The sequence below is a fragment of the Paraburkholderia dipogonis genome (assembly GCF_042680985.1).
Taxonomy (GTDB): Bacteria; Pseudomonadota; Gammaproteobacteria; order Burkholderiales; family Burkholderiaceae; genus Paraburkholderia; species Paraburkholderia phytofirmans.
The window spans coordinates 1-24,066 of the sequence record NZ_JBHUFR010000047.1; the positions used below are offsets into that span (position 1 = coordinate 1).

Sequence of the window (24,066 nt, forward strand, 5' to 3'; positions counted from 1 at the left end):
TCCGCGAAGGCGGCCGTACGGTCGGTGCAGGTGTGGTTGCCAAGATTCTCGAGTAAAATCGCGGATTGACGTTTTTGCTGTAAGTGGTGCCCGGAGCCGGGCGCCGGCCCTCAGCGGGCACCCGGCTCTACGTTCTTTTATTGTCTGGCGGTGCAATACCGCCTCGCTCTTTTCCAAGGAATTGTCATGCAGAACCAGAAAATCCGCATTCGCCTGAAGGCTTTCGACTATCGCCTGATCGATCAATCGGCAGCTGAAATCGTCGACACGGCAAAGCGGACTGGCGCAATCGTTCGTGGTCCGGTGCCCCTGCCGACCCGCATTCAACGCTTCGACATCCTGCGTTCGCCGCACGTCAACAAGACGTCGCGCGATCAGCTCGAAATTCGTACCCACCAACGCCTGATGGACATCGTTGATCCGACGGACAAGACCGTTGACGCACTGATGAAGCTGGACCTGCCGGCTGGCGTGGACGTCGAAATCAAGCTGCAATAAAGCTTCAAAGTGTTGCCTGGCGTGCCGGGCAGCGCTAAGTCATTGATTGCTTGCGGAAAACGAAAAGCCTCGCTATAATAGTGGGCTTTTCGCGCATTTGCGCAAAAAAGTCGGTGTGCTGCGGCATGAATTCATGCCCGAAACGGCACCGGCATTTTGTAAATTAGCCCCGACCAATCGCAGTCGGGAATGGAGAAAACGATGAGCCTTGGACTCGTAGGTCGCAAGGTTGGCATGACCCGTATCTTCACGGCAGAAGGGGATTCGATTCCCGTTACCGTGCTGGACGTGTCCGACAACCGCGTGACGCAGATCAAGACTGTTGAAACCGACGGCTACGCGGCCGTGCAGGTTGCATTCGGTACGCGCCGTGCATCGCGCGTGACGAAGCCGTTGGCCGGTCATCTCGCCAAAGCCGGTGTTCAAGCCGGTGAAATCCTCAAAGAATTCCAGATCGATGCTGCCAAGGCTGCCGAGTTGTCGAACGGCACCGTGGTCGGTCCCGACCTGTTCGAAGTAGGCCAGAAGGTCGACGTGCAAGGCGTGTCGATCGGTAAGGGCTACGCCGGTACCATCAAGCGTTACAACTTCGCATCCGGCCGTGCATCGCACGGTAACTCGCGCTCGCACAATGTGCCGGGCTCGATCGGTATGGCGCAGGATCCGGGTCGTGTTTTCCCGGGTAAGCGCATGACCGGTCACATGGGTGACGATACGGTAACCGTGCAAAACCTCGAAATCGCTCGTATCGACGCTGACCGCAAGCTGTTGCTGGTCAAGGGCGCGGTTCCGGGTGCGAAGGGTGGCAAGGTATTCGTTACGCCGGCCGTGAAGACGCGTGCCGTGAAAGGAGCGAAATAATGGAACTTAAGCTCCTGAATGCCAATGGTCAGGAAGGTGCAGGCGTTAGCGCGTCGGACGTCGTGTTCGGCCGCGATTACAACGAAGCCCTGATTCACCAGGTGGTGGTCGCGTATCAAGCGAATGCCCGTAGCGGCAACCGCGCGCAGAAGGACCGTGAGCAAGTCAAGCACACGACCAAGAAGCCGTGGCGCCAGAAAGGTACGGGCCGCGCCCGTGCCGGTATGTCGTCGAGCCCGCTGTGGCGTGGCGGTGGCCGGATCTTCCCGAATTCGCCGGAAGAAAACTTTTCGCACAAGGTCAACAAGAAGATGCATCGCGCAGGTCTCTGCTCGATCTTCTCGCAGCTGGCCCGCGAAGGCCGCATCTCGGTGGTCGACGAGCTGACGCTCGAAGCGCCGAAGACGAAGCTGCTGGCCGAAAAATTCAAGGCGATGGGTCTCGACTCCGTGCTGGTGATTACCGACACGGTTGACGAAAACCTGTACCTCGCGTCGCGCAACCTGGCCCATGTGGCAGTTGTCGAGCCGCGTTACGCCGACCCGCTGTCGCTGATCTACTTCAAGAAGATCCTGATCACGAAGGCTGCGGTCGCCCAGATCGAGGAGTTGCTGTCATGAGCGAGATTCGCAAGAACGATCATCGTTTGATGCAGGTCCTGCTCGCGCCGGTGATCTCCGAAAAGGCGACGCTGGTGGCCGACAAGAACGAGCAAGTCGTGTTCGAAGTCGCGCCCGATGCCACGAAGCAGGAAGTGAAAGCTGCAGTCGAGCTGCTGTTCAAGGTGGAAGTCAATTCCGTCAACGTGCTGGTCTCGAAGGGCAAAGCCAAGCGCTTTGGCCGCTTCATGGGCAAGCGCAAGGACGTGAAGAAGGCGTACGTCTGCCTGAAGCCCGGCCAGGAAATCAACTTTGAAGCGGAGGCCAAGTAATCATGGCAATCGTTAAAGTTAAGCCGACTTCGCCGGGTCGCCGTGCGATGGTCAAGGTGGTCAACAAGGAACTGCACAAGGGCAAGCCGTACGCACCGCTGCTCGACTCGCAATCCTCGACCGCCGGCCGTAATAACAACGGTCACATCACCACCCGTCATAAGGGCGGTGGTCACAAGCATCACTATCGCGTCGTCGATTTCCGCCGTAACAAGGACGGTATCGCAGCGAAGGTCGAACGTCTTGAGTACGATCCGAACCGTAGCGCGAACATCGCGCTGGTTCTGTACGCAGACGGCGAGCGCAAGTACATCATCGCTCCGAAGGGTGTGACGGTTGGCCAGCAGCTGATGTCGGGTTCGGAAGCTCCGATCCGCGCAGGCAACACGCTGCCGATCCGCAACATTCCGGTCGGTACGACGATTCACTGCATCGAAATGCTGCCGGGCAAGGGCGCGCAAATGGCGCGTTCGGCTGGTACGTCGGCGATGTTGCTGGCTCGTGAAGGCATCTACGCACAGGTCCGCCTGCGCTCGGGTGAAATCCGCCGCGTTCACGTTGAATGCCGCGCGACGATTGGTGAAGTTGGCAACGAAGAGCACAGCCTCCGTCAAATCGGTAAGGCTGGCGCGAACCGCTGGCGCGGTATCCGCCCGACGGTGCGTGGCGTTGCAATGAACCCGGTCGATCACCCGCACGGTGGTGGTGAAGGCAAGACGGCTGCAGGTCGCGATCCGGTGAGCCCTTGGGGCACGCCTGCTAAGGGTTATCGCACCCGCAGCAACAAGCGCACGACGAGCATGATCGTCCAGCGCCGTCACAAGCGTTAAGGAGTAGGCAATGGCACGTTCTGTAAAAAAAGGTCCGTTCTGCGACGCCCATTTGCTGAAGAAAGTTGAGGCGGCAGCAGCTTCGCGGGATAAGAAGCCGATCAAAACCTGGTCGCGCCGTTCGACGATCCTCCCGGATTTCATCGGTCTGACGATCGCCGTTCATAACGGCCGTCAACACGTTCCGGTGTACATCTCGGAAAACATGGTCGGCCACAAGCTTGGCGAGTTCGCACTGACCCGTACGTTCAAGGGTCATGCAGCCGACAAGAAGGCTAAGAAATAAGGGGCTCATGATGGAAGTGAAAGCAATTCATCGCGGTGCCCGCATCTCGGCGCAGAAAACGCGCCTTGTGGCTGACCAGATCCGCGGTTTGCCGGTCGACAAGGCGCTGAACGTTCTGACGTTTTCGCCGAAGAAGGCTGCGGGAATCGTGAAAAAGGTCGTGCTGTCGGCGATCGCGAATGCGGAGCATAACGAAGGCGCCGATATCGATGAGCTCAAGATCACGAGCATCTACATCGACAAGGCTGCGTCGCTCAAGCGTTTTACCGCGCGCGCTAAAGGCCGCGGTAACCGCATCGAGAAGCAATCCTGTCACATCACTGTGACGGTCGGGAATTAAGGGGTCATACGATGGGACAGAAAATTCATCCGACTGGCTTCCGTTTGGCCGTCAGCCGCAATTGGGCGTCGCGTTGGTACGCGAACAACAACAATTTCGCGGCGATGTTGCAGGAAGACATCGGTGTTCGTGAATACCTGAAGAAGAAGCTGAAGAACGCGTCCGTCGGCCGCGTTGTGATCGAGCGTCCTGCAAAGAACGCACGCATCACGATTTTCAGCTCGCGTCCGGGTGTCGTGATCGGTAAGAAGGGTGAAGACATTGAACTGCTGAAGTCCGAGCTGCAAAAGCGCATGGGCGTCCCGGTTCACGTCAACATCGAAGAAATCCGTAAGCCGGAAACCGATGCGCAACTGATCGCGGATTCGATCACGCAACAGCTCGAGCGCCGGATTATGTTCCGCCGCGCGATGAAGCGTGCAATGCAAAACGCAATGCGTCTGGGTGCTCAAGGCATCAAGATCATGAGCGCTGGCCGCCTGAACGGTATCGAAATCGCTCGTACGGAATGGTATCGCGAAGGTCGCGTGCCGCTTCATACGCTGCGTGCCGATATCGACTACGCGACTTCGGAAGCGAAGACGACGTACGGCATCATCGGCGTGAAGGTGTGGGTGTACAAGGGCGATACGCTCGGCCGCAACGACGCACCGGTGGTCGAAGAAGTTGCCGAAGAAAAGCGTCCGCGCCGTAACGCACGTCCGGGTGGCGATCGCCGTCCGCGTCGCGATGGTGAAGGTGGTGGCCCGGCAGGTGCACGCCGTGGCGCTCCTCGTCGTGCTGGCGGTGCCGGCGGCGACGGGAAGACTGGAGAATAACGATGCTGCAACCGAAACGCAGAAAGTATCGCAAAGAGCAGAAGGGTCGTAACACCGGGATCGCAACTCGCGGCAACGCGGTGTCGTTCGGTGAGTTCGGCCTGAAGGCTATCGGTCGTGGTCGCTTGACCGCGCGCCAGATTGAAGCGGCACGTCGTGCAATGACGCGTCACATCAAGCGTGGTGGCCGCATCTGGATCCGCATCTTCCCGGACAAGCCGATCTCGCACAAGCCGGCCGAAGTACGGATGGGTAACGGTAAAGGTAACCCTGAGTACTACGTCGCAGAAATTCAACCGGGCAAGATGCTGTACGAAATGGACGGCGTAACCGAAGAGCTGGCACGCGAAGCGTTCCGTCTGGCTGCAGCTAAGCTGCCGCTCAAGACGACGTTTATCGTGCGTCAGCTCGGCGCCTAAGGAGCAAATGATGAAGGCTTCCGAACTTCACCAGAAAGATCAGGCCGCGCTCAACAAGGAGCTGTCGGACCTGTTGAAGGCGCAATTCGGCCTGCGCATGCAACTCGCGACCCAGCAGCTCACGAACACGAGCCAGCTGAAGAAGGTCCGTCGCGACATCGCACGTGTGCGGACCGTCCTGACTGAGAAGGCGAACCAGAAATGAACGATAGCGTAAAAACCTCGCTCAAGCGGACGCTGGTCGGCAAGGTCGTCAGCAACAAGATGGACAAGACGGTCACTGTGCTGGTCGAGCACCGCGTGAAGCATCCGATCTACGGCAAGTACGTTGTGCGTTCGAAGAAATACCACGCGCACGATGATGCGAACACGTATAACGAGGGCGACCTCGTTGAAATCCAGGAAACGCGTCCGATTTCGAAGACGAAAGCTTGGGTTGTGGCTCGCCTGGTCGAGGCTGCTCGCGTCATCTGACGCCGCAAAGTTGTAGAAGTAATTGAAATCGCAGTAAGTTTCGCTTGCAAGACCGAGATTATTTGTTATAATCTCGGTCTTCCCTCTTTTATGGGAGCCCCGTCGCGGGCGAAGTTGGTGGGGGAAGCGGTTCGGGCGCCAGTCTGTTCCGTAGGATTCACCGGATTGCGATGGCGGGTTTCGTTTGCCGTCGCTGCTGTTCATACCCAAGCAGCCGATTGGCTGACGGGACCAAGACTGACCGGGTACGCCATGGTGGTGTGGCCGGATTAAGTTGGGAAAGATAAACCATGATCCAGACCGAAACTCGGCTTGAAGTGGCCGACAACACGGGTGCACGTGAAGTCATGTGCATCAAGGTGCTCGGCGGCTCGAAGCGTCGTTATGCCAGCATTGGCGACATCATCAAGGTGACCGTCAAAGAAGCAACGCCGCGCGGGCGCGTGAAGAAAGGCGAAATTTACAACGCCGTGGTGGTTCGCACCGCCAAGGGCGTGCGCCGTCAGGACGGCTCGCTGATCAAGTTCGATGGCAACGCCGCTGTGTTGTTGAATGCCAAGCTCGAACCTATTGGCACCCGTATTTTCGGGCCTGTCACGCGCGAGTTGCGCAGCGAACGATTCATGAAGATCGTTTCGTTGGCACCTGAAGTGCTGTAAGGAGTCGCGATGAACAAGATTCGCAAAGGTGACGAAGTTATCGTCATCACCGGCAAAGATAAAGGCAAGCGCGGCGTCGTGCTGTCCGTTGGCGAGGGCAAAGTGATTGTCGAGGGCATCAACCTCGTCAAGAAACACGTCAAGCCGAACCCGATGAAGGGTACGACGGGCGGTGTGGAAGCCAAGACGATGCCGCTGCAAATTTCGAACGTCGCATTGGTCGACGCGAATGGCAAGGCGTCGCGTGTAGGCATCAAGGTCGAAGGAGACAAGAAAGTCCGTTTCCTTAAAACGACCGGTGCCGAGCTGAGCGCCTGACGCTGCGGAGTAAAAAAATGGCTCGTTTGCAAGAGTTTTACAAAGAGAAGGTTGTACCCGGCCTCATCGAGAAGTTCGGTTACAAGTCCGTGATGGAAGTGCCGCGCATCACCAAGATCACCCTGAACATGGGTCTTGGCGAAGCGGTTGCTGACAAGAAGATCATCGAAAACGCCGTTGGCGACCTGACGAAGATCGCCGGCCAGAAGCCGGTGATCACGAAGGCACGCAAGGCAATCGCTGGCTTCAAGATCCGTCAAGGCTATCCGATCGGTGCAATGGTCACGTTGCGTGGTCAGGCAATGTACGAATTTCTGGACCGTTTCGTGACGGTTGCGCTCCCCCGGGTGCGTGACTTCCGTGGCGTGTCGGGTCGTGCATTCGATGGTCGCGGCAACTACAACATCGGTGTGAAAGAGCAGATCATTTTCCCCGAAATCGACTACGACAAGATCGACGCACTGCGTGGGCTGAACATCAGCATCACGACGACTGCGAAGACTGACGACGAAGCAAAGGCTCTGCTCGCCAGCTTCAAGTTCCCGTTCAGAAACTGAGGTTACCGTGGCTAAACTGGCACTGATCGAACGTGAAAAGAAGCGTGCTCGCCTGGCCGCTAAGTACGCTCCCAAGCGTGCTGAGCTGAAAGCGATTATCGGCGATATGAGCAAGTCGGACGAAGAGCATTACGCAGCACGTCTGGAACTGCAACAACTGCCGCGCAACTCTAACCCGACCCGTAAGCGCAACCGTTGCGCAATTACCGGTCGCCCGCGTGGCACGTTCCGTAAATTCGGGCTGGCGCGTAACAAGATTCGCGAAATCGCGTTCCGCGGCGAGATCCCTGGCCTGACCAAGGCGAGCTGGTAATAGGAGAAACGTAAATGAGCATGAGTGATCCTATCGCCGATATGCTGACTCGCATCCGCAATGCGCAGATGGTTGAGAAAGTCTCGGTGACTATGCCCTCGTCGAAAGTCAAGGTTGCGATTGCGCAGGTCCTGAAGGACGAAGGCTATATCGATGATTTCGCAGTGAAGTCCGAAGGTGCGAAGTCTGAATTGAACATCGTGTTGAAGTACTACGCTGGCCGTCCGGTTATTGAGCGCATTGAACGCGTTTCGAAGCCTGGTCTGCGTGTGTACCGCGGCCGTAACGACATCCCCGTGGTCATGAATGGCCTCGGCGTGGCAATCGTGTCGACGCCGAAGGGCGTGATGACGGACCGCAAGGCGCGCGCAACGGGCGTTGGCGGCGAAGTCATCTGCTACGTCGCTTAAGGCCGAAAGGAGAGAAACATGTCTCGAGTAGGTAAAAGCCCGGTCGCGCTGCAAGGCGCAGAAGTGGCCCTGAGCGACGATCGCATCACCGTCAAGGGCCCGCTGGGTACGATTACGCAGGCGGCTAACCGCCTCGTGAAAGTGGTGAACGACAACGGCACGCTGAATTTCGAGCCGGTTGACGAAAGCCGCGAAGCGAATGCGATGTCGGGCACGATGCGCGCACTGGTTGCGAACATGGTGAACGGCGTGACGAAGGGTTTCGAGCGCAAGCTGACGCTAGTTGGCGTTGGTTACCGCGCACAGGCGCAAGGCGACAAGCTGAACCTGTCGCTGGGTTTCTCGCACCCCGTGGTGCACCAGATGCCGGAAGGCGTCAAGGCTGAAACCCCGACGCAAACCGAAATCGTGATCAAGGGGATCAATAAGCAACAAGTTGGCCAGGTCGCTGCAGAAGTGCGCGGCTATCGCCCGCCGGAGCCCTACAAGGGCAAGGGTGTGCGTTACGCCAATGAGGTTGTGATCCTCAAAGAAACGAAGAAGAAGTAAGGGTGCGCAATCATGGATAAGACTCAATCTCGCCTGCGCCGCGCTCGTCAGACGCGTATCAAGATCGCTGAGCTGCAGGTCGCGCGTCTCGCCGTGCATCGCACGAACACGCACATCTACGCGCAAGTGTTCTCGCCGTGCGGCACCAAGGTGCTCGCCAGCGCGTCGACGCTCGAGGCCGAAGTGCGTGCGCAACTGGCTGATCAGACTGGCAAGGGCGGCAACGTCAATGCTGCGACCCTGATCGGTAAGCGCATCGCAGAAAAGGCTAAGGCTGCCGGCATCGAATCCGTCGCCTTCGACCGTTCGGGTTTCCGTTACCACGGCCGCGTGAAAGCGCTGGCTGATGCGGCGCGCGAAGCCGGACTCAAGTTCTAAGGGAAGAATTCGTCATGGCAAAGATGCAAGCGAAAGTTCAGGCTGACGAACGCGACGACGGCCTTCGTGAAAAAATGATTTCGGTCAATCGCGTGACCAAGGTCGTGAAGGGTGGCCGGATTCTCGGTTTCGCCGCGCTGACCGTGGTTGGCGACGGCGATGGCCGCGTCGGTATGGGCAAGGGCAAGGCGAAGGAAGTGCCGGTCGCTGTTCAGAAGGCGATGGAACAGGCTCGCCGCAACATGTTCAAGGTGCCGCTCAAGAACGGTACCCTGCAACACGAAGTGCACGGTAAGCACGGCGCATCGATGGTCCTCCTGGCTCCGGCCAAGGACGGTACCGGCGTGATCGCTGGCGGCCCGATGCGCGCAGTGTTCGACGTGATGGGCGTGCAGAACGTTGTGGCCAAGAGCCACGGTTCGACGAACCCGTATAACCTCGTTCGTGCAACGCTCGACGGTCTGCGCAAGCAGTCCACGCCGGGCGACATCGCGGCGAAGCGCGGCAAGTCCGTCGAAGATATTCTGGGCTAAGGTGGACACCATGTCTGATAAAACTGTCAAGGTCCAGCTCGTCAAGAGCCTGATCGGCACCCGTGAAACGCACCGCGCAACGGTGCGTGGCTTGGGCCTGCGCCGACTCAACTCGGTTAGCGAGTTGCAGGACACGCCGGCTGTGCGCGGCATGATCAACAAGGTTTCGTACCTCGTTAAGGTCATCAGCTAAGCGGCTGACCAGGACTCAAGGAGTTGATAATGGAATTGAATAACCTGAAGCCGGCTGAAGGCTCGAAGCACGCTAAGCGTCGCGTCGGCCGTGGCATCGGCTCCGGTCTGGGCAAGACGGCTGGCCGCGGTCACAAGGGTCAGAAATCGCGTTCAGGCGGCTTTCACAAGGTTGGCTTCGAAGGCGGTCAAATGCCGCTGCAACGTCGCCTGCCGAAGCGTGGTTTCACCTCGCTGACGAAGGAATTCGTCGGTGAAGTGCGTCTCTCGGATCTGGAAAAACTGCCGGTCGACGAGATCGATCTGTTGGCTCTGAAACAAGCTGGCCTGATTGGCGAGATGATCACGAGCGCCAAGATCATCAAGACCGGCGAGTTGAAGCGTAAGGTGGTTGTGAAGGGTCTGGGTGCGACGAAAGGTGCGCGCGCTGCTATCGAAGCAGCTGGCGGCTCGTTCGCCGAGTAACGCGCAAGTTATTTGCCGTCACTAGCATTTGCATCGGAGAAGGTACTTGGCTAACAGCCCGAGTCTCGCAAAACCCGGTCGCAGCGCGGCGAAGTTCGGCGATCTGCGTCGGCGGGCAGTGTTCCTGCTGCTGGCGCTGATCGTCTACCGAATCGGCGCGCATATTCCGGTGCCGGGTATTGACCCGGACCAACTGGCAAAGCTGTTCCAAAGTCAGTCGGGCGGCATCCTTGGCATGTTCAACATGTTCTCGGGTGGCGCGCTATCGCGGTTCACGATTTTTGCGCTGGGGATCATGCCGTACATTTCGGCGTCGATCATCATGCAGTTGCTGGCAATTGTCTCGCCGCAACTCGAAGCGCTGAAAAAGGAAGGGCAGGCGGGTCAGCGGAAGATTACGCAGTACACGCGTATCTTTACGGTCCTGTTGGCGACGTTCCAGGCGTTCGGCATTGCCGTCGCGTTGGAAAATCAGCCGGGCCTGGTGATCGATCCGGGGATGGTTTTTCGGTTGACGACGGTCGTGACGCTGGTGACCGGCACGATGTTCCTGATGTGGCTGGGTGAGCAGATCACGGAGCGCGGGCTTGGCAACGGTATCTCGATCATTATTTTTGGCGGGATCGCAGCGGGTTTCCCGAATGCGATCGGCGGTCTTGTTTCGCTGGTGCAAACCGGTTCGATGAGCCCGGTATCCGCGATTATCGTCGTCGCGCTGATTGCTGCTGTTACGTATCTGGTGGTGTTTATTGAACGCGGCCAGCGCAAGATTCTTGTGAACTACGCGAAGCGGCAAGTCGGCAACAAGATTTACGGCGGTCAGTCTTCGCATCTGCCGCTGAAGTTGAACATGTCGGGCGTGATTCCGCCGATCTTTGCATCGTCGATCATTCTCTTCCCGGCAACCATCCTGAACTGGTTTAGTTCTGGGTCGCGTACCGGTTGGTTCGCAGACACGCTGCACAATGTGGCCGAAGCCCTCAAGCCCGGTCAACCCGTGTACGTGTTGCTGTACGCGTTGGCGATCGTCTTCTTCTGTTTCTTTTACACCGCACTGGTGTTCAACAGCAGGGAGACGGCCGACAACCTGAAAAAGAGTGGCGCTTTCGTCCCAGGCATCCGCCCGGGCGATCAAACGGCGCGATACATTGACCGCATCTTGACGCGTCTGACGCTGGCCGGTGCGATCTACATCGTGTTTGTTTGTCTGCTGCCCGAGTTTCTGGTGCTGCGCTGGAACGTGCCGTTTTATTTTGGTGGAACGTCGCTGCTGATCATTGTCGTCGTCACAATGGATTTCATGGCGCAGGTGCAGTCGTACGTTATGTCGCAACAGTATGAATCGCTGCTGAAGAAAGCTAATTTCAAAGGCGGCGGCGTCCCGATGCGTTGAAAGGACTTATGGCCAAAGACGATGTTATCCAGATGCAGGGTGAAGTCATCGAAAACCTGCCTAACGCTACCTTCAGGGTGAAGCTGGAAAACGGCCATGTCGTATTGGGACACATATCCGGCAAGATGCGGATGCACTACATCCGAATCTTGCCGGGCGACAAGGTGACGGTTGAATTGACGCCTTACGATCTGTCGCGTGCGCGGATCGTGTTCCGGGCGAAGTGATTTGAAAAAAGGGTAATATCATGAAAGTGATGGCATCGGTTAAGCGCATTTGCCGCAATTGCAAGATCATCAAGCGCAAAGGCGTTGTGCGCGTGATTTGCAGCTCTGATCCGCGCCACAAACAGCGTCAAGGCTGAACGCCGCGCTTTTTGCTGCGCTTTTTGTTTGAGGAAAAACAATGGCTCGTATCGCAGGGGTTAACATCCCGAATCACCAGCATACCGAAATCGGCCTGACGGCTATTTACGGTGTCGGCCGCACGCGCTCGCGCGACATCTGCGTCGCTGCTGGTGTGGCATTTTCGAAGAAGGTCAAAGACCTGAACGACGCAGACCTCGAAAAGCTGCGTGAAGAAGTCGGCAAGTTCATCGTTGAAGGCGATCTGCGCCGTGAAACGACGATGAACATCAAGCGCCTGATGGATCTCGGCTGCTACCGTGGCGTTCGGCATCGTAAGGGCTTGCCCCTGCGCGGCCAACGTACGCGTACGAATGCCCGTACGCGCAAGGGTCCGCGTCGTGCAGCGCAATCGCTGAAGAAGTAAGCGGAACTGACAGTTACAGGAAAACGTAATGGCTAAGGCTTCGAACAACTCCGCGGCGCAACGCGTTCGCAAGAAGGTCAAGAAGAACGTCGCCGAGGGCGTGGTTCACGTTCACGCGTCGTTCAACAACACCATCATCACGATCACCGATCGTCAAGGCAATGCACTTGCTTGGGCAACGTCGGGTGGTCAGGGCTTCAAGGGTTCGCGTAAATCGACCCCGTTTGCAGCCCAGGTGGCAGCCGAATCGGCTGGCCGCGTGGCGATGGAATACGGCGTGAAGAACCTCGAAGTGCGGATCAAGGGCCCCGGTCCTGGCCGTGAGTCGGCGGTGCGCGCGTTGCATGGTCTTGGCATCAAGATCACCGCGATCTCCGATGTGACCCCGGTCCCGCATAACGGCTGCCGTCCGCCGAAGCGTCGTCGCATCTAAGACGCCGATTTTGCTAGCGCCTGTTGCCGCCTTGGGCGGCGGCAGGCTGCTTGCGTTATTGAATTGACTAAGCCCACCGTTCGGCCCAAAGGGTTCGGACTAGCGCGGGTGCATGCATCCGCGTAATCAATCAACAAAGGAATCAACGTGGCACGTTATATCGGCCCTAAGGCCAAGCTGTCCCGCCGTGAAGGCACTGACCTCTTCCTGAAGAGCGCCCGTCGTTCGCTCGCTGACAAGTGCAAGCTTGACAGCAAGCCCGGCCAACACGGCCGCACCTCGGGCGCCCGTACGTCCGACTACGGCACGCAGCTGCGCGAAAAGCAAAAAGTGAAGCGCATCTACGGTGTCCTCGAGCGCCAATTCCGTCGTTACTTCGCTGAAGCCGACCGCCTGAAGGGCAACACGGGTGAAAATCTGCTGCAATTGCTCGAATCGCGTCTGGACAACGTCGTGTACCGCATGGGCTTCGGCTCCACGCGCGCTGAAGCACGTCAGCTCGTGAGCCACAAGGCGATCGTCGTGAACGGCGTCGTGTCGAACATCCCGTCGATGCAAGTGAAGGCGGGCGACGTCGTCGCGGTGCGCGAAACGAAGAAGAAGCAGGCGCGTATTCTCGAAGCGCTGTCGCTGGCTGAGCAAGGCGGTATGCCGAGCTGGGTCGCTGTCGATTCGAAGAAGTTCGAAGGTACGTTCAAGCAGAAGCCGGAACGCAGCGACATCGCTGGCGATATCAACGAAAGCCTGATCGTCGAATTGTATTCGCGGTAATCGGATTAACGGCCGGGGCACCTCGATTGCGCTAAGCAAGGAGGCGTCTCGGCTGTTTATTTTCAGGTTGTTACCGGTCAGCCTTATCGGTGTAACGAGCCGAGGGTATTGAAAAGGAAAACCTATGCAAACCAGTTTGTTGAAGCCCAAGATCATCGCTGTTGAATCGCTTGGTGAGAGCCATGCGAAAGTGGTCATGGAACCGTTTGAACGCGGTTACGGCCACACCTTGGGTAACGCGCTCCGGCGCGTGCTGCTGTCGTCGATGATCGGCTATGCGCCGACCGAAGTGACGATCGCAGGCGTCGTGCATGAGTATTCGACGCTCGACGGTGTGCAAGAGGATGTGGTCAACCTGTTGTTGAACCTGAAGGGCGTGGTGTTCAAGCTGCACAACCGTGACGAAGTGACGGTTACGCTGCGCAAGGAAGGCGAAGGCGTTGTCACCGCTGGCGACATCGAACTCGCGCACGATTGCGAAGTGATCAACCCGGATCACGTGATTGCGCATCTGTCGAAGGGCGGCAAGCTCGACGTTCAGATCAAGGTCGAAAAGGGCCGCGGTTATGTGCCGGGCAATGTGCGTCGTTATGGCGAAGAGTCGGCCAAGATCATCGGCCGTATCGTGCTCGACGCGTCGTTCTCGCCGGTTCGCCGCGTGAGCTACGCCGTTGAAAGCGCTCGCGTCGAACAGCGTACCGATCTCGACAAGCTCGTGATGAACATCGAAACCAACGGTGTGATTTCGCCGGAAGAAGCGATCCGCCAGTCGGCGCGCATTCTGGTCGATCAACTGTCGGTCTTCGCAGCACTGGAAGGCACCGAAGCAACGGCTGAAGCGCCGTCGCGTGCGCCGCAGATCGATCCGATCCTGCTGCGTCCGGTCGATGATCTCGAACTGACGGTTCGTTCCGCGAACTGCCTGAAGGCCGAGAACATTTACTACATCGGCGACCTGATCCAGCGCACCGAAAACGAGTTGCTCAAGACGCCGAATCTGGGTCGCAAGTCGTTGAACGAAATCAAGGAAGTACTGGCGTCGCGTGGTTTGACGCTCGGCATGAAACTCGAAAACTGGCCGCCGGCAGGGTTGGACAAGTAAGTCGACAAGTAGTCCCGGGACAGAACCCGCCGCTGCACTGGCAAAGACGCGGATTTTCCTTTAAAATCCGCGTCTTGTCTTTTTTCACTACCGGCCCGTGCACTCACACCTTCGGGTGAACTGAGTGCGATAGAAGAGCTGGACCAAAACTTTGAATCGAAGGAATTAACATGCGTCACCGTCATGGTTTGCGGAAACTGAACCGCACGAGCAGCCACCGTCTGGCAATGCTCCGTAATATGTCCAACTCGCTGATCGAGCACGAAGTCATCAAGACCACGCTGCCGAAAGCAAAAGAACTCCGTAAAGTCGTTGAGCCGCTGATCACGCTCGGCAAGAAGCCGTCGCTGGCAAATCGTCGTCTGGCGTTCAACCGCCTGCGCGATCGTGACTCGGTCACGAAGCTGTTCGAAGTGCTGGGCCCGCGTTACGCTACCCGTCCGGGCGGCTACCTGCGCGTGCTGAAGTTCGGCTTCCGCGTTGGCGACAACGCTCCGATGGCACTGGTCGAATTGCTCGACCGTCCGGAAGTTGAAGAAGTTGAAGTGCAAGAAGCTGAGTAAGTTTCCGAGCATCTAAAAAGCCAGGCGCCAAGCCTGGCTTTTTTGTTTGTAGCGCCGGGCGTTGGCGGCAGCCATCCGCCGCATGATTGCCGCGGAGCGGTCTGCGAGCAGACAAGGCTAGGTGATACGATATCGGCACCTGAATCGTGCCGTGCCGGAGCCTCCTGTGAGCGTGAATGTGACCTTGATTCTCACGACGGTGCCGGATGCGGCCGTGGCTCAGAAACTTGCGGCGGATGCTCTGGCCGCGCGGCTATGCGCCTGTGTCACGCAATCAGGCTCCGTGCAGTCGAGCTATCACTGGCAGGGAGCGGTTGAAACCGCGCAGGAAATCCAGCTGCTGTTCAAGACCAGCGCGGCACGGGCGCTTGAACTCGAGCAGTACATTCAGGCTCGACATCCCTACGACACGCCGGAAATTCTCTCATGGCAAGCGACGGCGTCCGCCGCGTACGGCCAGTGGATCACTGCTGAAACTCAACGTCCTCTCCATGTTTAAAGGCCTCGACCGGCGCGCGCGCAATGCGCTGCGCACCGTATTCATCCTGTTCGGCTGCCTGATCTTCGCGCAGTTCGGCACGCTCGCCCGCGCGGCGGACGATTTCCTGGATCCAGCGGTCGCGTTTAAATTCAGCGCGTCGGAGAAGCCCGGCGAAGTCGACGTGACCTACAAAATCGCGGACGGCTACTACATGTACCGCGAGCGCTTCGCGTTCGCGACGCGCAACGGCACGACCACGATCGGCGAGCCGCAATTGCCGGCTGGCCACATCAAATTCGATCAGACTTTTAACAAGAACGTCGAGACCTATCGCAATGAACTGACGATCCGGATTCCCGTTAAACAGGCAGCCGGGCCGTTCGACCTGGCCGTGACGTCGCAAGGCTGTGCCGATGCCGGCATCTGCTATCCGCCGATGGAGCGCGTGTATCACGTGAGCGGCGCAGCACTTCAGCCGGCCGGCAGCGTGGCAGCCCCGGCAGTCGACGTCGCGCAGCCTTCTACCGCCGCAGCGGGCACCTCGTGGTACGACCGCGCCACCAGCGCCGACTACGCGCAGTCGCTGCTGCAAGGCGGCGGCTTCTTCGCGATCGTTGGGCTCTATTTCGTCGCCGGCGCCGTGCTCAGTCTGCTCCCCTGTTCGTATCCGATGATTCCGATTCTCTCAGCGATCATCATCGGCGAAGGTGCGCGCGTGACGCGTGCCCGCGGATTCGCACTGTCGCTGGCTTATGTTGTCGGCATGGCGCTCGTGTACACGGCGCTTGGTATCGCCGCTGCGCTGGTCGGGCAGAGTCTCGGCGCGTGGCTACAAAATCCGTGGGTGCTCGGAGCATTCGGCATACTTTTGACCATTTTCGCGCTGACCCTGATTGCGGGATTCGACATCGCGCTGCCGCAACGTTGGCAGGACGGCGTTTCGCGCGCGTCGTCCGGGCGCTCCGGTGGCAAGTTTGCGGCGGTTGCCGTCATGGGCGCGCTGTCCGCGCTGGTGGTCGGTGCATGCATGACCGCGCCGCTCTTTGCGGTGCTCGCGTTCATCGCGCATACGGGCGATGCGGTGCTCGGCGGCGCGGCGCTGTTCTCAATGGGCCTGGGTCTGGGCGTGCCGCTGCTGATTCTCGGTTTTGGCGCGGGCACGCTGTTACCGCGTGCCGGCGCATGGATGGACGGCGTCAAAGTCTTCTTCGGCGTCGTGCTGCTTGCGGCCGCGTTATGGATCGTTTGGCCGGTGCTTGGCGCGACGGCGACGATGCTTTTGAGCGCGCTCTGGTTGTTGGTCGCTTCGGCCTCTCTCGGCTTGTTTTCGGCACCGACCGTGGAGGCTTCCGTGTGGCGCAGCCTCGGCCGAGGCATTGGCGCTGCGCTCGCTATCTGGGCTGCAGTCCTGCTGGTCGGGCTGGCGGCGGGTTCCTCCGATCCGCTGCGTCCGCTTGCAGTGCTGGCGGCGCGTGGCGGGGAAACAGGAGTCGCGAGCGCGTCGAATAAGCCGGACAGCGCGCCACAGGGCGATCTGACGTTCGCTCCGGTTCGCTCATCGAATGAACTCGACCAGGCCGTCAAATCGGCTGCACAGCCCGCCATGCTCGATTTTTACGCGGACTGGTGCGTGAGCTGCAAGGAAATGGAGAAATTCACCTTCAGCGACCCGCGTGTTCACGCGAAATTAACGCAGATGAACCTGTTGCGCGCCGATGTGACCGCGAACAACATCGACGATCAAGCGCTGCTCAAGCGCTTTAGCCTGTTTGGGCCGCCGGGGATCATCTTTTTCGATCAGCGTGGCAAGGAAGTGCTGCGCGTCGTGGGGTACGAGTCGGCGGATAAGTTCTTGCGCAGTTTGGATCGGGCGAGTGCGCCCGGCGCGTAAGGGGTAGCGGCCGGTCTATCGCGGCGTCTGCGGCGCCCGGCGTGCCGCCCGCGACGATTGACGGCCAGTCAACCGCCGCGCTATCGCTCAGCAAGCTCAGGGAACTGATGCGCGGTCAGGCGGCAACCTCAGCGCAGCTGGGAATCGCGCGCGAAGCGCAGCGTTCGCAGCTGCATGCCGAGCGCAAGCCGATCATGATCGAAGCAGACCAACCGCGAACGCTTGAACAAAAAACGGAGGCACAACACACAAGTCGTCCTCCGTTCATCACAACGCCCGAAACGCCCCGCAAGGCGTCTCGTCGAGTCACTTCTGCGAACGCAAAATCCGCGCGGCATCCAATGCGAAATAGGTCAGCACCCCGTCGGCACCCGCCCGCTTGAACGCCAGCAGCGATTCCATCATCGCCTTGTCGTGATCGAGCCAGCCGTTCTGCGCGGCCGCTTTCAGCATCGCGTACTCGCCGCTCACCTGATACACGTACGTCGGAAACTGGAACTCGTCCTTCACGCGACGCACGATGTCCAGATACGGCATGCCGGGCTTGACCATCACCATGTCCGCGCCTTCGTTGATGTCCGCTTGCACTTCGCGCAGCGCTTCATTCGAATTGGCCGGATCCATCTGATAGGTCATCTTGTTGCTTTTGCCGAGGTTCGTCGCGGAACCGACGGCGTCGCGGAACGGGCCGTAAAACGCCGATGCGAACTTGGCCGCATACGCCATGATGCGTGTGTGGACATGCCCTTCACTCTCGAACATTTCGCGGATCGCGCCGATGCGGCCGTCCATCATGTCCGAAGGCGCGACGATATCGACGCCCGCTTCAGCCTGCGCACGCGCCTGTTCGACCAGAATCTCGACGGTCTCGTCGTTGATCACGTAGCCGGTTTCGTCGAGCACGCCGTCCTGGCCGTGGCTTGTGTACGGGTCGAGCGCCACATCGGTGAGCACGCCCAGCTCGGGGAAATTCTTCTTGAGCTCGCGAACCGCGCGCGGAATCAAGCCGGCGGGATTGGTCGCTTCGCGACCATCGGGCGTTTTCAGCGACGGTTCGATCGCCGGAAACAGCGACAGCACGGGCACGCCCAGTTCGACGCACTGTTCAGCCACGCCCATCAGCAGATCGACCGACACGCGTTCGACGCCCGGCATCGACGGAACGGCTTGCCGCACGTTGGTGCCTTCGACGATAAAGACCGGATAAATCAGATCGTTCGTGGTGAGGATGTTTTCCCGCATCAGACGGCGCGAGAAGTCGTCGCGGCGCATGCGGCGCGGACGATGGTGCGGATAGAAGCTCATAGCGAATCGAGGAAACGTGGATGTGTGGAGTGGACAAATAACGCCTGCCTGCGCTCCCGGAAACTTTTCGAGACAATGGTATATCATACCGATCGAGCAAGGCGCCTTGCGCTGACCTCCCCGCTTCTCCTCCCTGAGCGGGTGCCTGTCGTTTTTCGATTAGGCTGTTTGACCCGCCGTTAAAGCGGCGGGTTTTTTTATGGGCGGCCGGAATAGCGTTTTTTGCCCTCGCCGGCGACGCTCGCCTCGTTTACTGGGCGGCGTCCGTTTCACCCTTGTCACCGGGGATCAGCCAGCTTTCAATCAGCTCGTGCGCTTCGTCGATGCCAATACGTTTGAGCGCGGAGAACAGCTGGGCGGTCAGCTCGCCCTGATAACCGGCGGTGCGGTATTCAGCCAGCCCTTTCTGCGTCGCACGCAATGCGTTGATGCTTTCCTGGCGAGTCAATTTGTCGCACTTGGTCAGGAGCGTGTGGATCGGCTTGCCGGTCGGCGCGAACCACTCGATCATCCGGCGATCCAGATCCGTCAACGGGCGGCGCGAGTCCATCATCAGGATCATGCCCCGCAGCTGCGAGCGCGTTTGCAGATAAGTGGACAGCAGCGCTTCCCAGTGCGCCTTGGCGGCGCCCGGCACTTCCGCGTAGCCGTAGCCCGGCAGATCGACCAGATGCGCGGTCGGTTCATCCGCCTTGCCCACCGAAAAGTAATTGATATGCTGCGTGCGTCCCGGCGTCTTACTGGCGAAGGCCAACCGCTTCTGATTGCACAGAATATTGATGGCCGTCGACTTGCCTGCATTCGAGCGCCCCGCAAAGCAGATCTCGGGTTGCGAAGTGGCCGGCAGATCACGCAAGTGATTGACCGTCGTAAAAAAGCGGGATTGGTGGAGCAGGAAGGACATGATCAGGCCAAGATTCGAGACGCCGGGGAACCCGGAGTGGGGACGGGTCAAGCCCGACTGGCGTCTTAGCGATTAGCGAGTTATTGTACAATACGATGGTTTACTGAAAACCTGAGGGGGCCAGCCCACGTGCCTTGGCGGCTCCTGGCGGTCACTCGGTCGCCGTCGTGTTTTGCAAAACCTTCAAGAAAACGCCGGACCTGGCGCGCAGCGGCAGGTCCAGGGGCTCTCTAAAAATCCCACAAGACGAGACAGGGTGTGCGAATGAATCGACTGAGCAAGACTCTGATGGTGCTTCATGTAGCGGCAGGTCTTTCAGGTTTGGCAATTCAGGCACGAGCAGCAGAACCGGCAAAGCCGGACGTCAATCGGGGGCAGGCAATCGCGGTGCAGGTATGCGCGTCATGTCACGGGGCAGACGGCAATAGTGCCGGCGGCGCATACCCGAAGCTGGCGGGCCAGCACCCTGAGTATCTCGTCAAGCAGCTCAAGGACTTCAAGACCCAGCCGGGCGCCAAGCAGCCAGCGCGCAACAATGCGATCATGGCGGGCATGGCGGCAGCGTTGTCCGATCAGGATATGGTCAACGTCGCTGCCTATTTCGCGGCGCAGACCCCGAAGCCAGGCTACGCGCACAACAAAGACACCGTTCCGCTCGGTCAGAAGATTTATCGGGGCGGGATCGCCGACAAGGGCGTGCCGGCGTGCGCGAGCTGTCACGGGCCGACCGGTCAAGGGATTCCGTCGCAGTATCCGCGGCTTTCGGGGCAGTGGTCGGAATACACGGTGGCGCAGTTGCTGGCGTTCACGCAAGGTCCGGGCGCGCGTAACAACAATGAGCCGATGCATGCGATCGCAACGCGTCTGTCGGATAGTGAGATCAAGGCAGTGGCCGATTACATCGCGGGCTTGCACTAGGATAGAGTGCCCCCAAACTTGGCGCTTTGCGCCAAGTTCCCCTGCGGGGGCGTGAGAAAACCTAGGGTGGCCCGGCGTTTTCTCACAAGTCGGCACGCAAGTGCAACCGGCCCGGCGAGGTCGGTACAAAACAAGAAAAGGGTGAGGGTGTCGTGCCTACGACAGCCCTTCACCCTTTTTTGCTGTTCAGTCGGAGTATGAATGAGCGTCACCACGTCGGGTTTGCAGTCGAAGTCGGGCAATCGGGTCATGCGCAGCGTCGTCGAAGTCTTGAGTTCGATGCGTTTTGCCATTTCGTTGCTCGTGATTCTGTCGATCGCCAGCATCATCGGCACCGTCCTCACGCAGGACGATCCGTATCCCAATTACGTCAATCAGTTCGGCCCGTTCTGGGCGGACATCTTCCGCTCGCTGAGCCTGTACACGGTGTACAGCTCGTGGTGGTTCATGCTGATTCTCGGCTTCCTGATGGTGTCGGTGTCGCTGTGCGTGATTCGCAATGCGCCCAAAATGATCGCCGACGTAAAGAGCTGGAAGGACAAGGTCCGCGAAGGCAGCCTGCGCGCGTTCCATCACAAGGGCGAATTCGCGGTGCATGGCTCGCGCGCGCAGACCGCGGCGTTGCTCGCGAGGCTCTCCGCGAAGCTCGGCTACAAGTTCGTCACCCGTGAGTCCGACGGCGCGACCTTGATCGCCGCCAAGCGCGGCGCGTTGACCAAGTTCGGCTACATCTCTGCTCACCTCGCGATCGTGGTGATCTGCCTCGGCGGTCTGCTGGACAGCAATCTGCCGATCAAGCTGCAAATGTGGCTGTTCGACAAGTCGCCGATTCGCGCCAACACGGTGATCAACGACATCACGCCTGACCACCGTCTGTCGCAGACGAATCCGACGTTCCGCGGCTATGCATGGGTGCCGGAAGGCCAGCACGTGTCCACGGCGATCCTTAACCAGCCCGACGGCTCGCTGATCCAGGATCTGCCGTTTTCGATCGAACTGAACAAGTTCATCGTCGATTACTACTCGACGGGCATGCCGAAGCTGTTCGCGAGCGACATCGTCGTGGTCGACCACAAGACGGGCGCGCGCGTGCCCGCACGTGTCGAAGTGAACAAGCCGTTCACCTACGACGGCGTGTCGATCTATCAGTCGAGCTTCCAGGACGGCGGTTCGCAGATGCAGATGACCGCCTACCCGATGAGCGGCGCAAGTGCGAAAACCGCGCCCTTCGGCGGGACAATCGGCGGCAACGCGCCGCTGAACACGGCCACGCCGCTCGCCGACGGCCAGACGGTCGAATTCACGGATTTCCGCGCGATCAACGTCGAAAACATCCAGAACGGCAGCGGCCAGACCGACGCCCGCGGCGTCGCGGCGCACCGTACGCTGAAAGAAGCGTTCGACGAGCGCCTCGGCTCCGGCGCGAAGACTTCGAAGCCGCTCGATCTGCACAACGTCGGCCCGTCGGTGCAATACAAGGTGCGCGACAAGGACGGCCAGGCGCGCGAATACAACAACTACATGCTGCCGGTGGATGTATCCGGCGAAAAGATGTTCCTCGCCGGCATGCGCGTGAACCCGGACGATCCGTTCCGCTACCTGCGCATTCCCGCCGACAGCGGCGGCACCGTCAAGGAATGGATGAACCTGCGCGCGGCGCTGGAAGATCCGGCCATGCGCGCTTCGGCGGCGCACAGTTTCGCGCTGCGCTCGGTGCCCGGCTCGAATGCGGAGCTGCAGCAGCATCTCGAAGAAAGCGCGCTGCGCGTGCTGACCCTTTTTGCGGGCGCGGATAACAGCATCAAGATGCCGAACGGCCAGACGGTCGGCGGCTTCCAGGCGATCGCCGGTTTTATCGACCATTCGGTGCCGAAGGGCGAGCAGGAAAAGGCCGCCGGTCTGCTGCTGCGCATGCTGGAAGGCTCGACGTGGGACCTGTATCAGCTGTCCCGCCAGCAACTCGGCGAGCCCCAGGCAACGGCCAATGCGGACGCCAGCCGCTTCATCCAGAGTTCGATCAACGCGATATCCGACAGCTTTTTGTATGGATCGCCGGTCTACTTGCAACTTGACTCATTCAAGCAGGTGCAAGCTTCGGTATTTCAGTTGACGCGCGCGCCGGGCAAAAAAGTCGTGTATCTTGGCAGCCTGCTCCTCGTGTTGGGCATCTTTTCGATGTTCTACGTCCGCGAACGGCGCCTCTGGTTCTGGCTCAAAGACACCGAACACGGCACGAATGTCGTGATGGCAATGTCGAGCGCGCGCAAGACGCTCGACTTCGAGAAAGAGTTCGTTCAGACGCGCGACGCGGTAGGCGCCGCACTGGGCGCCAAACTCGTTGAAGCACCCGACGCCGCCGCTCAATCCGGCAACGCCGGCGCGCCGTCCGCAAGCTCACAAGATTCGACCCGGTAAGATCATGGACTTGACTCAGGTTTCGCAATCTCCCTCTTCGCGCCCCCAAAAGGCGCTGGCAGGCGAGTTACTCAACATCGGCGAGTACGACGAACGGCCGTTCCTGAAACGGCTCGGCATCGTCGACTGGCTGTTTGCCCTCGCAATGGTCGCGGGCGCGGGGTTCGCGCTGTCGCGCTATCACCCCTTCATGAATTACTACGACAAGCTGGTGCTCTGCTGCGCCGTGCCGGTTTTCGTGGTGCTCGGCTGGCGCTGGAAACCGGTGCGTCCGCTGATGGTGGGCATCGCCGCGCTGTCGCTGCTGGCCATCCAGATCTATCACGGAGATCTCAGCCGCGCGGATAACGCCTTCTTCCTCAAATACTTCCTGTCGAGCCAGTCCGCGATTCTGTGGATGAGCGCGCTCTTCGTGTTCGCCACGGTGTTCTACTGGATCGGCCTGCTGTCGCGCTCGCCGACCGGCGCCGCGATCGGCTCGAAAATGACGTGGGCGGCCGTGGTGATGGGCTTTGTCGGCCTGATGGTGCGCTGGTACGAGTCGTACCTGATCGGCGCGGACGTCGGCCATATTCCTATTTCGAACCTGTACGAAGTGTTCGTGCTGTTCAGCCTGATCACCGCGCTGTTCTACCTGTACTACGAGCAGCACTACAACACCCGCGCGCTCGGCGCGTTCGTGCTGCTGGTGATCAGCGCCGCGGTCGGCTTCCTGATGTGGTACTCGGTTGCGCGCGACGCGCAGCAGATCCAGCCGCTGGTTCCCGCGCTGCAAAGTTGGTGGATGAAGATTCACGTGCCGGCGAACTTCATCGGGTACGGCAGCTTCGCGCTGTCCGCCATGGTGGGTGTCGCGTATCTGGCGAAAGAGCGCGGCGTGCTGGCCGATCGCCTGCCGGCGCTCGAAGTGCTCGACGACGTGATGTACAAGTCGATCGCCGTCGGTTTCGCGTTTTTCACGATCGCCACGATTCTCGGCGCGCTGTGGGCCGCTGAAGCCTGGGGCGGCTACTGGAGCTGGGATCCGAAGGAAACGTGGGCGCTGATCGTCTGGCTGAACTATGCCGCCTGGCTGCACATGCGTCTGATGAAGGGCCTGCGCGGCGCGGTCGCGGCATGGTGGGCGCTGACCGGCCTGCTGGTGACGACCTTCGCCTTCCTCGGCGTCAACATGTTCCTGTCGGGCCTGCATAGCTACGGCAAGCTGTAAGATCTGCCGCGCTGAACCGACTCAAAGCCGCCGTGTGCTCCGCACCGGCGGTTTTTTTATGACCGATGGAATATCCAC

The 24,066-nt window shown here is 59.5% G+C and carries 36 protein-coding genes; 34 read left to right on the forward strand and 2 right to left on the reverse strand.

Annotation, left to right across the window (positions count from 1 at the left end; all coding sequences use genetic code 11):
• Positions 1-186 precede the first annotated feature (186 nt).
• The 31 genes from rpsJ to dsbD all read left to right on the forward strand — a co-directional run bounded on the left by rpsJ (position 187) and on the right by dsbD (position 17,236).
• Positions 187-498: a 30S ribosomal protein S10 gene (gene rpsJ, locus ACFSNN_RS39635; RefSeq protein WP_006998489.1), complete on the forward strand. Its 312-nt coding sequence runs from the start codon at positions 187-189 to the stop codon at positions 496-498.
• 201 nt (positions 499-699) lie between these two features.
• Complete coding sequence (rplC, locus tag ACFSNN_RS39640; RefSeq protein ID WP_134457643.1) at positions 700-1,359, forward strand: 50S ribosomal protein L3; 660 nt, start codon at positions 700-702, stop codon at positions 1,357-1,359.
• Entirely contained in the window at positions 1,359-1,979 is a 621-nt protein-coding gene (gene rplD / locus ACFSNN_RS39645) for a 50S ribosomal protein L4 (RefSeq protein ID WP_007180136.1), read from the forward strand. The genes rplC and rplD overlap by 1 nt, the downstream gene beginning before the upstream one ends.
• Positions 1,976-2,290: a 50S ribosomal protein L23 gene (rplW, locus tag ACFSNN_RS39650; protein ID WP_007180135.1), complete on the forward strand. Its 315-nt coding sequence runs from the start codon at positions 1,976-1,978 to the stop codon at positions 2,288-2,290. Before rplD ends, rplW begins: the two co-directional genes overlap by 4 nt.
• A gap of 2 nt (positions 2,291-2,292) precedes the next feature.
• A complete protein-coding gene (rplB, locus tag ACFSNN_RS39655; RefSeq protein ID WP_106314050.1) occupies positions 2,293-3,120 on the forward strand; it encodes a 50S ribosomal protein L2 in 828 nt (275 codons plus the stop codon).
• A gap of 10 nt (positions 3,121-3,130) precedes the next feature.
• Positions 3,131-3,406, forward strand: coding sequence for a 30S ribosomal protein S19 (rpsS, locus tag ACFSNN_RS39660; RefSeq protein ID WP_004199273.1), 276 nt, complete (start codon positions 3,131-3,133; stop codon positions 3,404-3,406).
• Positions 3,407-3,413: 7 nt separating this feature from the next.
• Positions 3,414-3,746, forward strand: a complete 333-nt coding sequence (rplV, locus tag ACFSNN_RS39665; RefSeq protein WP_007180133.1) for a 50S ribosomal protein L22 — start codon at positions 3,414-3,416, stop codon at positions 3,744-3,746.
• Between the two features lie 11 nt (positions 3,747-3,757).
• On the forward strand, positions 3,758-4,564 hold the full coding sequence (gene rpsC, locus ACFSNN_RS39670; RefSeq protein WP_012434570.1) for a 30S ribosomal protein S3: 807 nt from the start codon (positions 3,758-3,760) through the stop codon (positions 4,562-4,564).
• Between the two features lie 2 nt (positions 4,565-4,566).
• On the forward strand, positions 4,567-4,983 hold the full coding sequence (rplP, locus tag ACFSNN_RS39675) for a 50S ribosomal protein L16 (protein WP_007180131.1): 417 nt from the start codon (positions 4,567-4,569) through the stop codon (positions 4,981-4,983).
• Positions 4,984-4,993: 10 nt separating this feature from the next.
• Complete coding sequence (gene rpmC / locus ACFSNN_RS39680; protein WP_007180130.1) at positions 4,994-5,188, forward strand: 50S ribosomal protein L29; 195 nt, start codon at positions 4,994-4,996, stop codon at positions 5,186-5,188.
• Entirely contained in the window at positions 5,185-5,457 is a 273-nt protein-coding gene (rpsQ, locus tag ACFSNN_RS39685; protein ID WP_007180129.1) for a 30S ribosomal protein S17, read from the forward strand. The genes rpmC and rpsQ overlap by 4 nt, the downstream gene beginning before the upstream one ends.
• 290 nt (positions 5,458-5,747) lie before the next feature.
• Entirely contained in the window at positions 5,748-6,116 is a 369-nt protein-coding gene (gene rplN, locus ACFSNN_RS39690) for a 50S ribosomal protein L14 (RefSeq protein ID WP_006052212.1), read from the forward strand.
• Between the two features lie 9 nt (positions 6,117-6,125).
• Positions 6,126-6,434: a 50S ribosomal protein L24 gene (rplX, locus tag ACFSNN_RS39695; RefSeq protein ID WP_006052213.1), complete on the forward strand. Its 309-nt coding sequence runs from the start codon at positions 6,126-6,128 to the stop codon at positions 6,432-6,434.
• Between the two features lie 17 nt (positions 6,435-6,451).
• Positions 6,452-6,991 carry a 50S ribosomal protein L5 gene (gene rplE / locus ACFSNN_RS39700; RefSeq protein WP_006052214.1) on the forward strand — a complete coding sequence of 180 codons (540 nt, stop codon included), beginning with the start codon at positions 6,452-6,454 and terminating at the stop codon, positions 6,989-6,991.
• A 7-nt stretch (positions 6,992-6,998) separates the two neighbouring features.
• Positions 6,999-7,304, forward strand: coding sequence for a 30S ribosomal protein S14 (rpsN, locus tag ACFSNN_RS39705; protein WP_006052215.1), 306 nt, complete (start codon positions 6,999-7,001; stop codon positions 7,302-7,304).
• 14 nt (positions 7,305-7,318) lie between these two features.
• The gene (rpsH, locus tag ACFSNN_RS39710; RefSeq protein ID WP_006052216.1) at positions 7,319-7,714 is read left to right on the forward strand and encodes a 30S ribosomal protein S8; all 396 of its coding nucleotides are present in this window, start codon (positions 7,319-7,321) and stop codon (positions 7,712-7,714) included.
• 18 nt (positions 7,715-7,732) lie between these two features.
• Positions 7,733-8,263: a 50S ribosomal protein L6 gene (rplF, locus tag ACFSNN_RS39715; RefSeq protein WP_012434569.1), complete on the forward strand. Its 531-nt coding sequence runs from the start codon at positions 7,733-7,735 to the stop codon at positions 8,261-8,263.
• A gap of 12 nt (positions 8,264-8,275) precedes the next feature.
• Positions 8,276-8,641 (forward strand): 50S ribosomal protein L18, encoded by a 366-nt coding sequence (gene rplR, locus ACFSNN_RS39720; protein WP_012434568.1) that lies wholly within the window; start codon positions 8,276-8,278, stop codon positions 8,639-8,641.
• A 14-nt stretch (positions 8,642-8,655) separates the two neighbouring features.
• Entirely contained in the window at positions 8,656-9,174 is a 519-nt protein-coding gene (gene rpsE, locus ACFSNN_RS39725; RefSeq protein ID WP_006052219.1) for a 30S ribosomal protein S5, read from the forward strand.
• 10 nt (positions 9,175-9,184) lie between these two features.
• A complete protein-coding gene (gene rpmD, locus ACFSNN_RS39730) occupies positions 9,185-9,367 on the forward strand; it encodes a 50S ribosomal protein L30 (protein WP_007180126.1) in 183 nt (60 codons plus the stop codon).
• 29 nt (positions 9,368-9,396) lie between these two features.
• Complete coding sequence (rplO, locus tag ACFSNN_RS39735; protein WP_012434567.1) at positions 9,397-9,831, forward strand: 50S ribosomal protein L15; 435 nt, start codon at positions 9,397-9,399, stop codon at positions 9,829-9,831.
• Between the two features lie 46 nt (positions 9,832-9,877).
• A complete protein-coding gene (gene secY / locus ACFSNN_RS39740; RefSeq protein WP_134457644.1) occupies positions 9,878-11,224 on the forward strand; it encodes a preprotein translocase subunit SecY in 1,347 nt (448 codons plus the stop codon).
• An 8-nt stretch (positions 11,225-11,232) separates the two neighbouring features.
• Positions 11,233-11,451 (forward strand): translation initiation factor IF-1, encoded by a 219-nt coding sequence (infA, locus tag ACFSNN_RS39745; protein ID WP_004521905.1) that lies wholly within the window; start codon positions 11,233-11,235, stop codon positions 11,449-11,451.
• A 20-nt stretch (positions 11,452-11,471) separates the two neighbouring features.
• Positions 11,472-11,588, forward strand: coding sequence for a 50S ribosomal protein L36 (rpmJ, locus tag ACFSNN_RS39750; protein ID WP_004199844.1), 117 nt, complete (start codon positions 11,472-11,474; stop codon positions 11,586-11,588).
• 41 nt (positions 11,589-11,629) lie between these two features.
• A complete protein-coding gene (gene rpsM, locus ACFSNN_RS39755; protein WP_012434566.1) occupies positions 11,630-11,995 on the forward strand; it encodes a 30S ribosomal protein S13 in 366 nt (121 codons plus the stop codon).
• A 28-nt stretch (positions 11,996-12,023) separates the two neighbouring features.
• Positions 12,024-12,428 carry a 30S ribosomal protein S11 gene (rpsK, locus tag ACFSNN_RS39760; RefSeq protein ID WP_006052224.1) on the forward strand — a complete coding sequence of 135 codons (405 nt, stop codon included), beginning with the start codon at positions 12,024-12,026 and terminating at the stop codon, positions 12,426-12,428.
• Positions 12,429-12,575: 147 nt separating this feature from the next.
• Entirely contained in the window at positions 12,576-13,199 is a 624-nt protein-coding gene (rpsD, locus tag ACFSNN_RS39765; RefSeq protein WP_012434565.1) for a 30S ribosomal protein S4, read from the forward strand.
• A 124-nt stretch (positions 13,200-13,323) separates the two neighbouring features.
• Complete coding sequence (locus ACFSNN_RS39770; RefSeq protein ID WP_006052226.1) at positions 13,324-14,301, forward strand: DNA-directed RNA polymerase subunit alpha; 978 nt, start codon at positions 13,324-13,326, stop codon at positions 14,299-14,301.
• A gap of 170 nt (positions 14,302-14,471) precedes the next feature.
• The gene (rplQ, locus tag ACFSNN_RS39775) at positions 14,472-14,864 is read left to right on the forward strand and encodes a 50S ribosomal protein L17 (RefSeq protein WP_006052227.1); all 393 of its coding nucleotides are present in this window, start codon (positions 14,472-14,474) and stop codon (positions 14,862-14,864) included.
• 166 nt (positions 14,865-15,030) lie between these two features.
• The gene (cutA, locus tag ACFSNN_RS39780; RefSeq protein ID WP_134457645.1) at positions 15,031-15,363 is read left to right on the forward strand and encodes a divalent-cation tolerance protein CutA; all 333 of its coding nucleotides are present in this window, start codon (positions 15,031-15,033) and stop codon (positions 15,361-15,363) included.
• A complete protein-coding gene (gene dsbD / locus ACFSNN_RS39785) occupies positions 15,356-17,236 on the forward strand; it encodes a protein-disulfide reductase DsbD (protein WP_134457646.1) in 1,881 nt (626 codons plus the stop codon). Before cutA ends, dsbD begins: the two co-directional genes overlap by 8 nt.
• A 306-nt stretch (positions 17,237-17,542) precedes the next feature.
• On the opposite strand, the gene hemB is transcribed toward dsbD, so the two are convergent.
• A complete protein-coding gene (hemB, locus tag ACFSNN_RS39790) occupies positions 17,543-18,541 on the reverse strand; it encodes a porphobilinogen synthase (protein WP_134457647.1) in 999 nt (332 codons plus the stop codon).
• A gap of 250 nt (positions 18,542-18,791) precedes the next feature.
• Positions 18,792-19,445: a ribosome biogenesis GTP-binding protein YihA/YsxC gene (gene yihA / locus ACFSNN_RS39795; protein ID WP_134457648.1), complete on the reverse strand. Its 654-nt coding sequence runs from the start codon at positions 19,443-19,445 to the stop codon at positions 18,792-18,794.
• A 264-nt stretch (positions 19,446-19,709) separates the two neighbouring features.
• Here yihA and ACFSNN_RS39800 point away from each other — a divergent pair, with 264 nt between their 5' ends.
• The 3 genes from ACFSNN_RS39800 (at position 19,710) to ccsB (ending at position 23,988) form a co-directional block, all read left to right on the forward strand.
• On the forward strand, positions 19,710-20,363 hold the full coding sequence (locus ACFSNN_RS39800) for a c-type cytochrome (RefSeq protein ID WP_012434559.1): 654 nt from the start codon (positions 19,710-19,712) through the stop codon (positions 20,361-20,363).
• A gap of 201 nt (positions 20,364-20,564) precedes the next feature.
• Positions 20,565-22,778: a cytochrome c biogenesis protein ResB gene (locus ACFSNN_RS39805; RefSeq protein ID WP_134457649.1), complete on the forward strand. Its 2,214-nt coding sequence runs from the start codon at positions 20,565-20,567 to the stop codon at positions 22,776-22,778.
• A gap of 4 nt (positions 22,779-22,782) precedes the next feature.
• Complete coding sequence (ccsB, locus tag ACFSNN_RS39810) at positions 22,783-23,988, forward strand: c-type cytochrome biogenesis protein CcsB (protein ID WP_134457650.1); 1,206 nt, start codon at positions 22,783-22,785, stop codon at positions 23,986-23,988.
• Positions 23,989-24,066 lie beyond the last annotated feature (78 nt).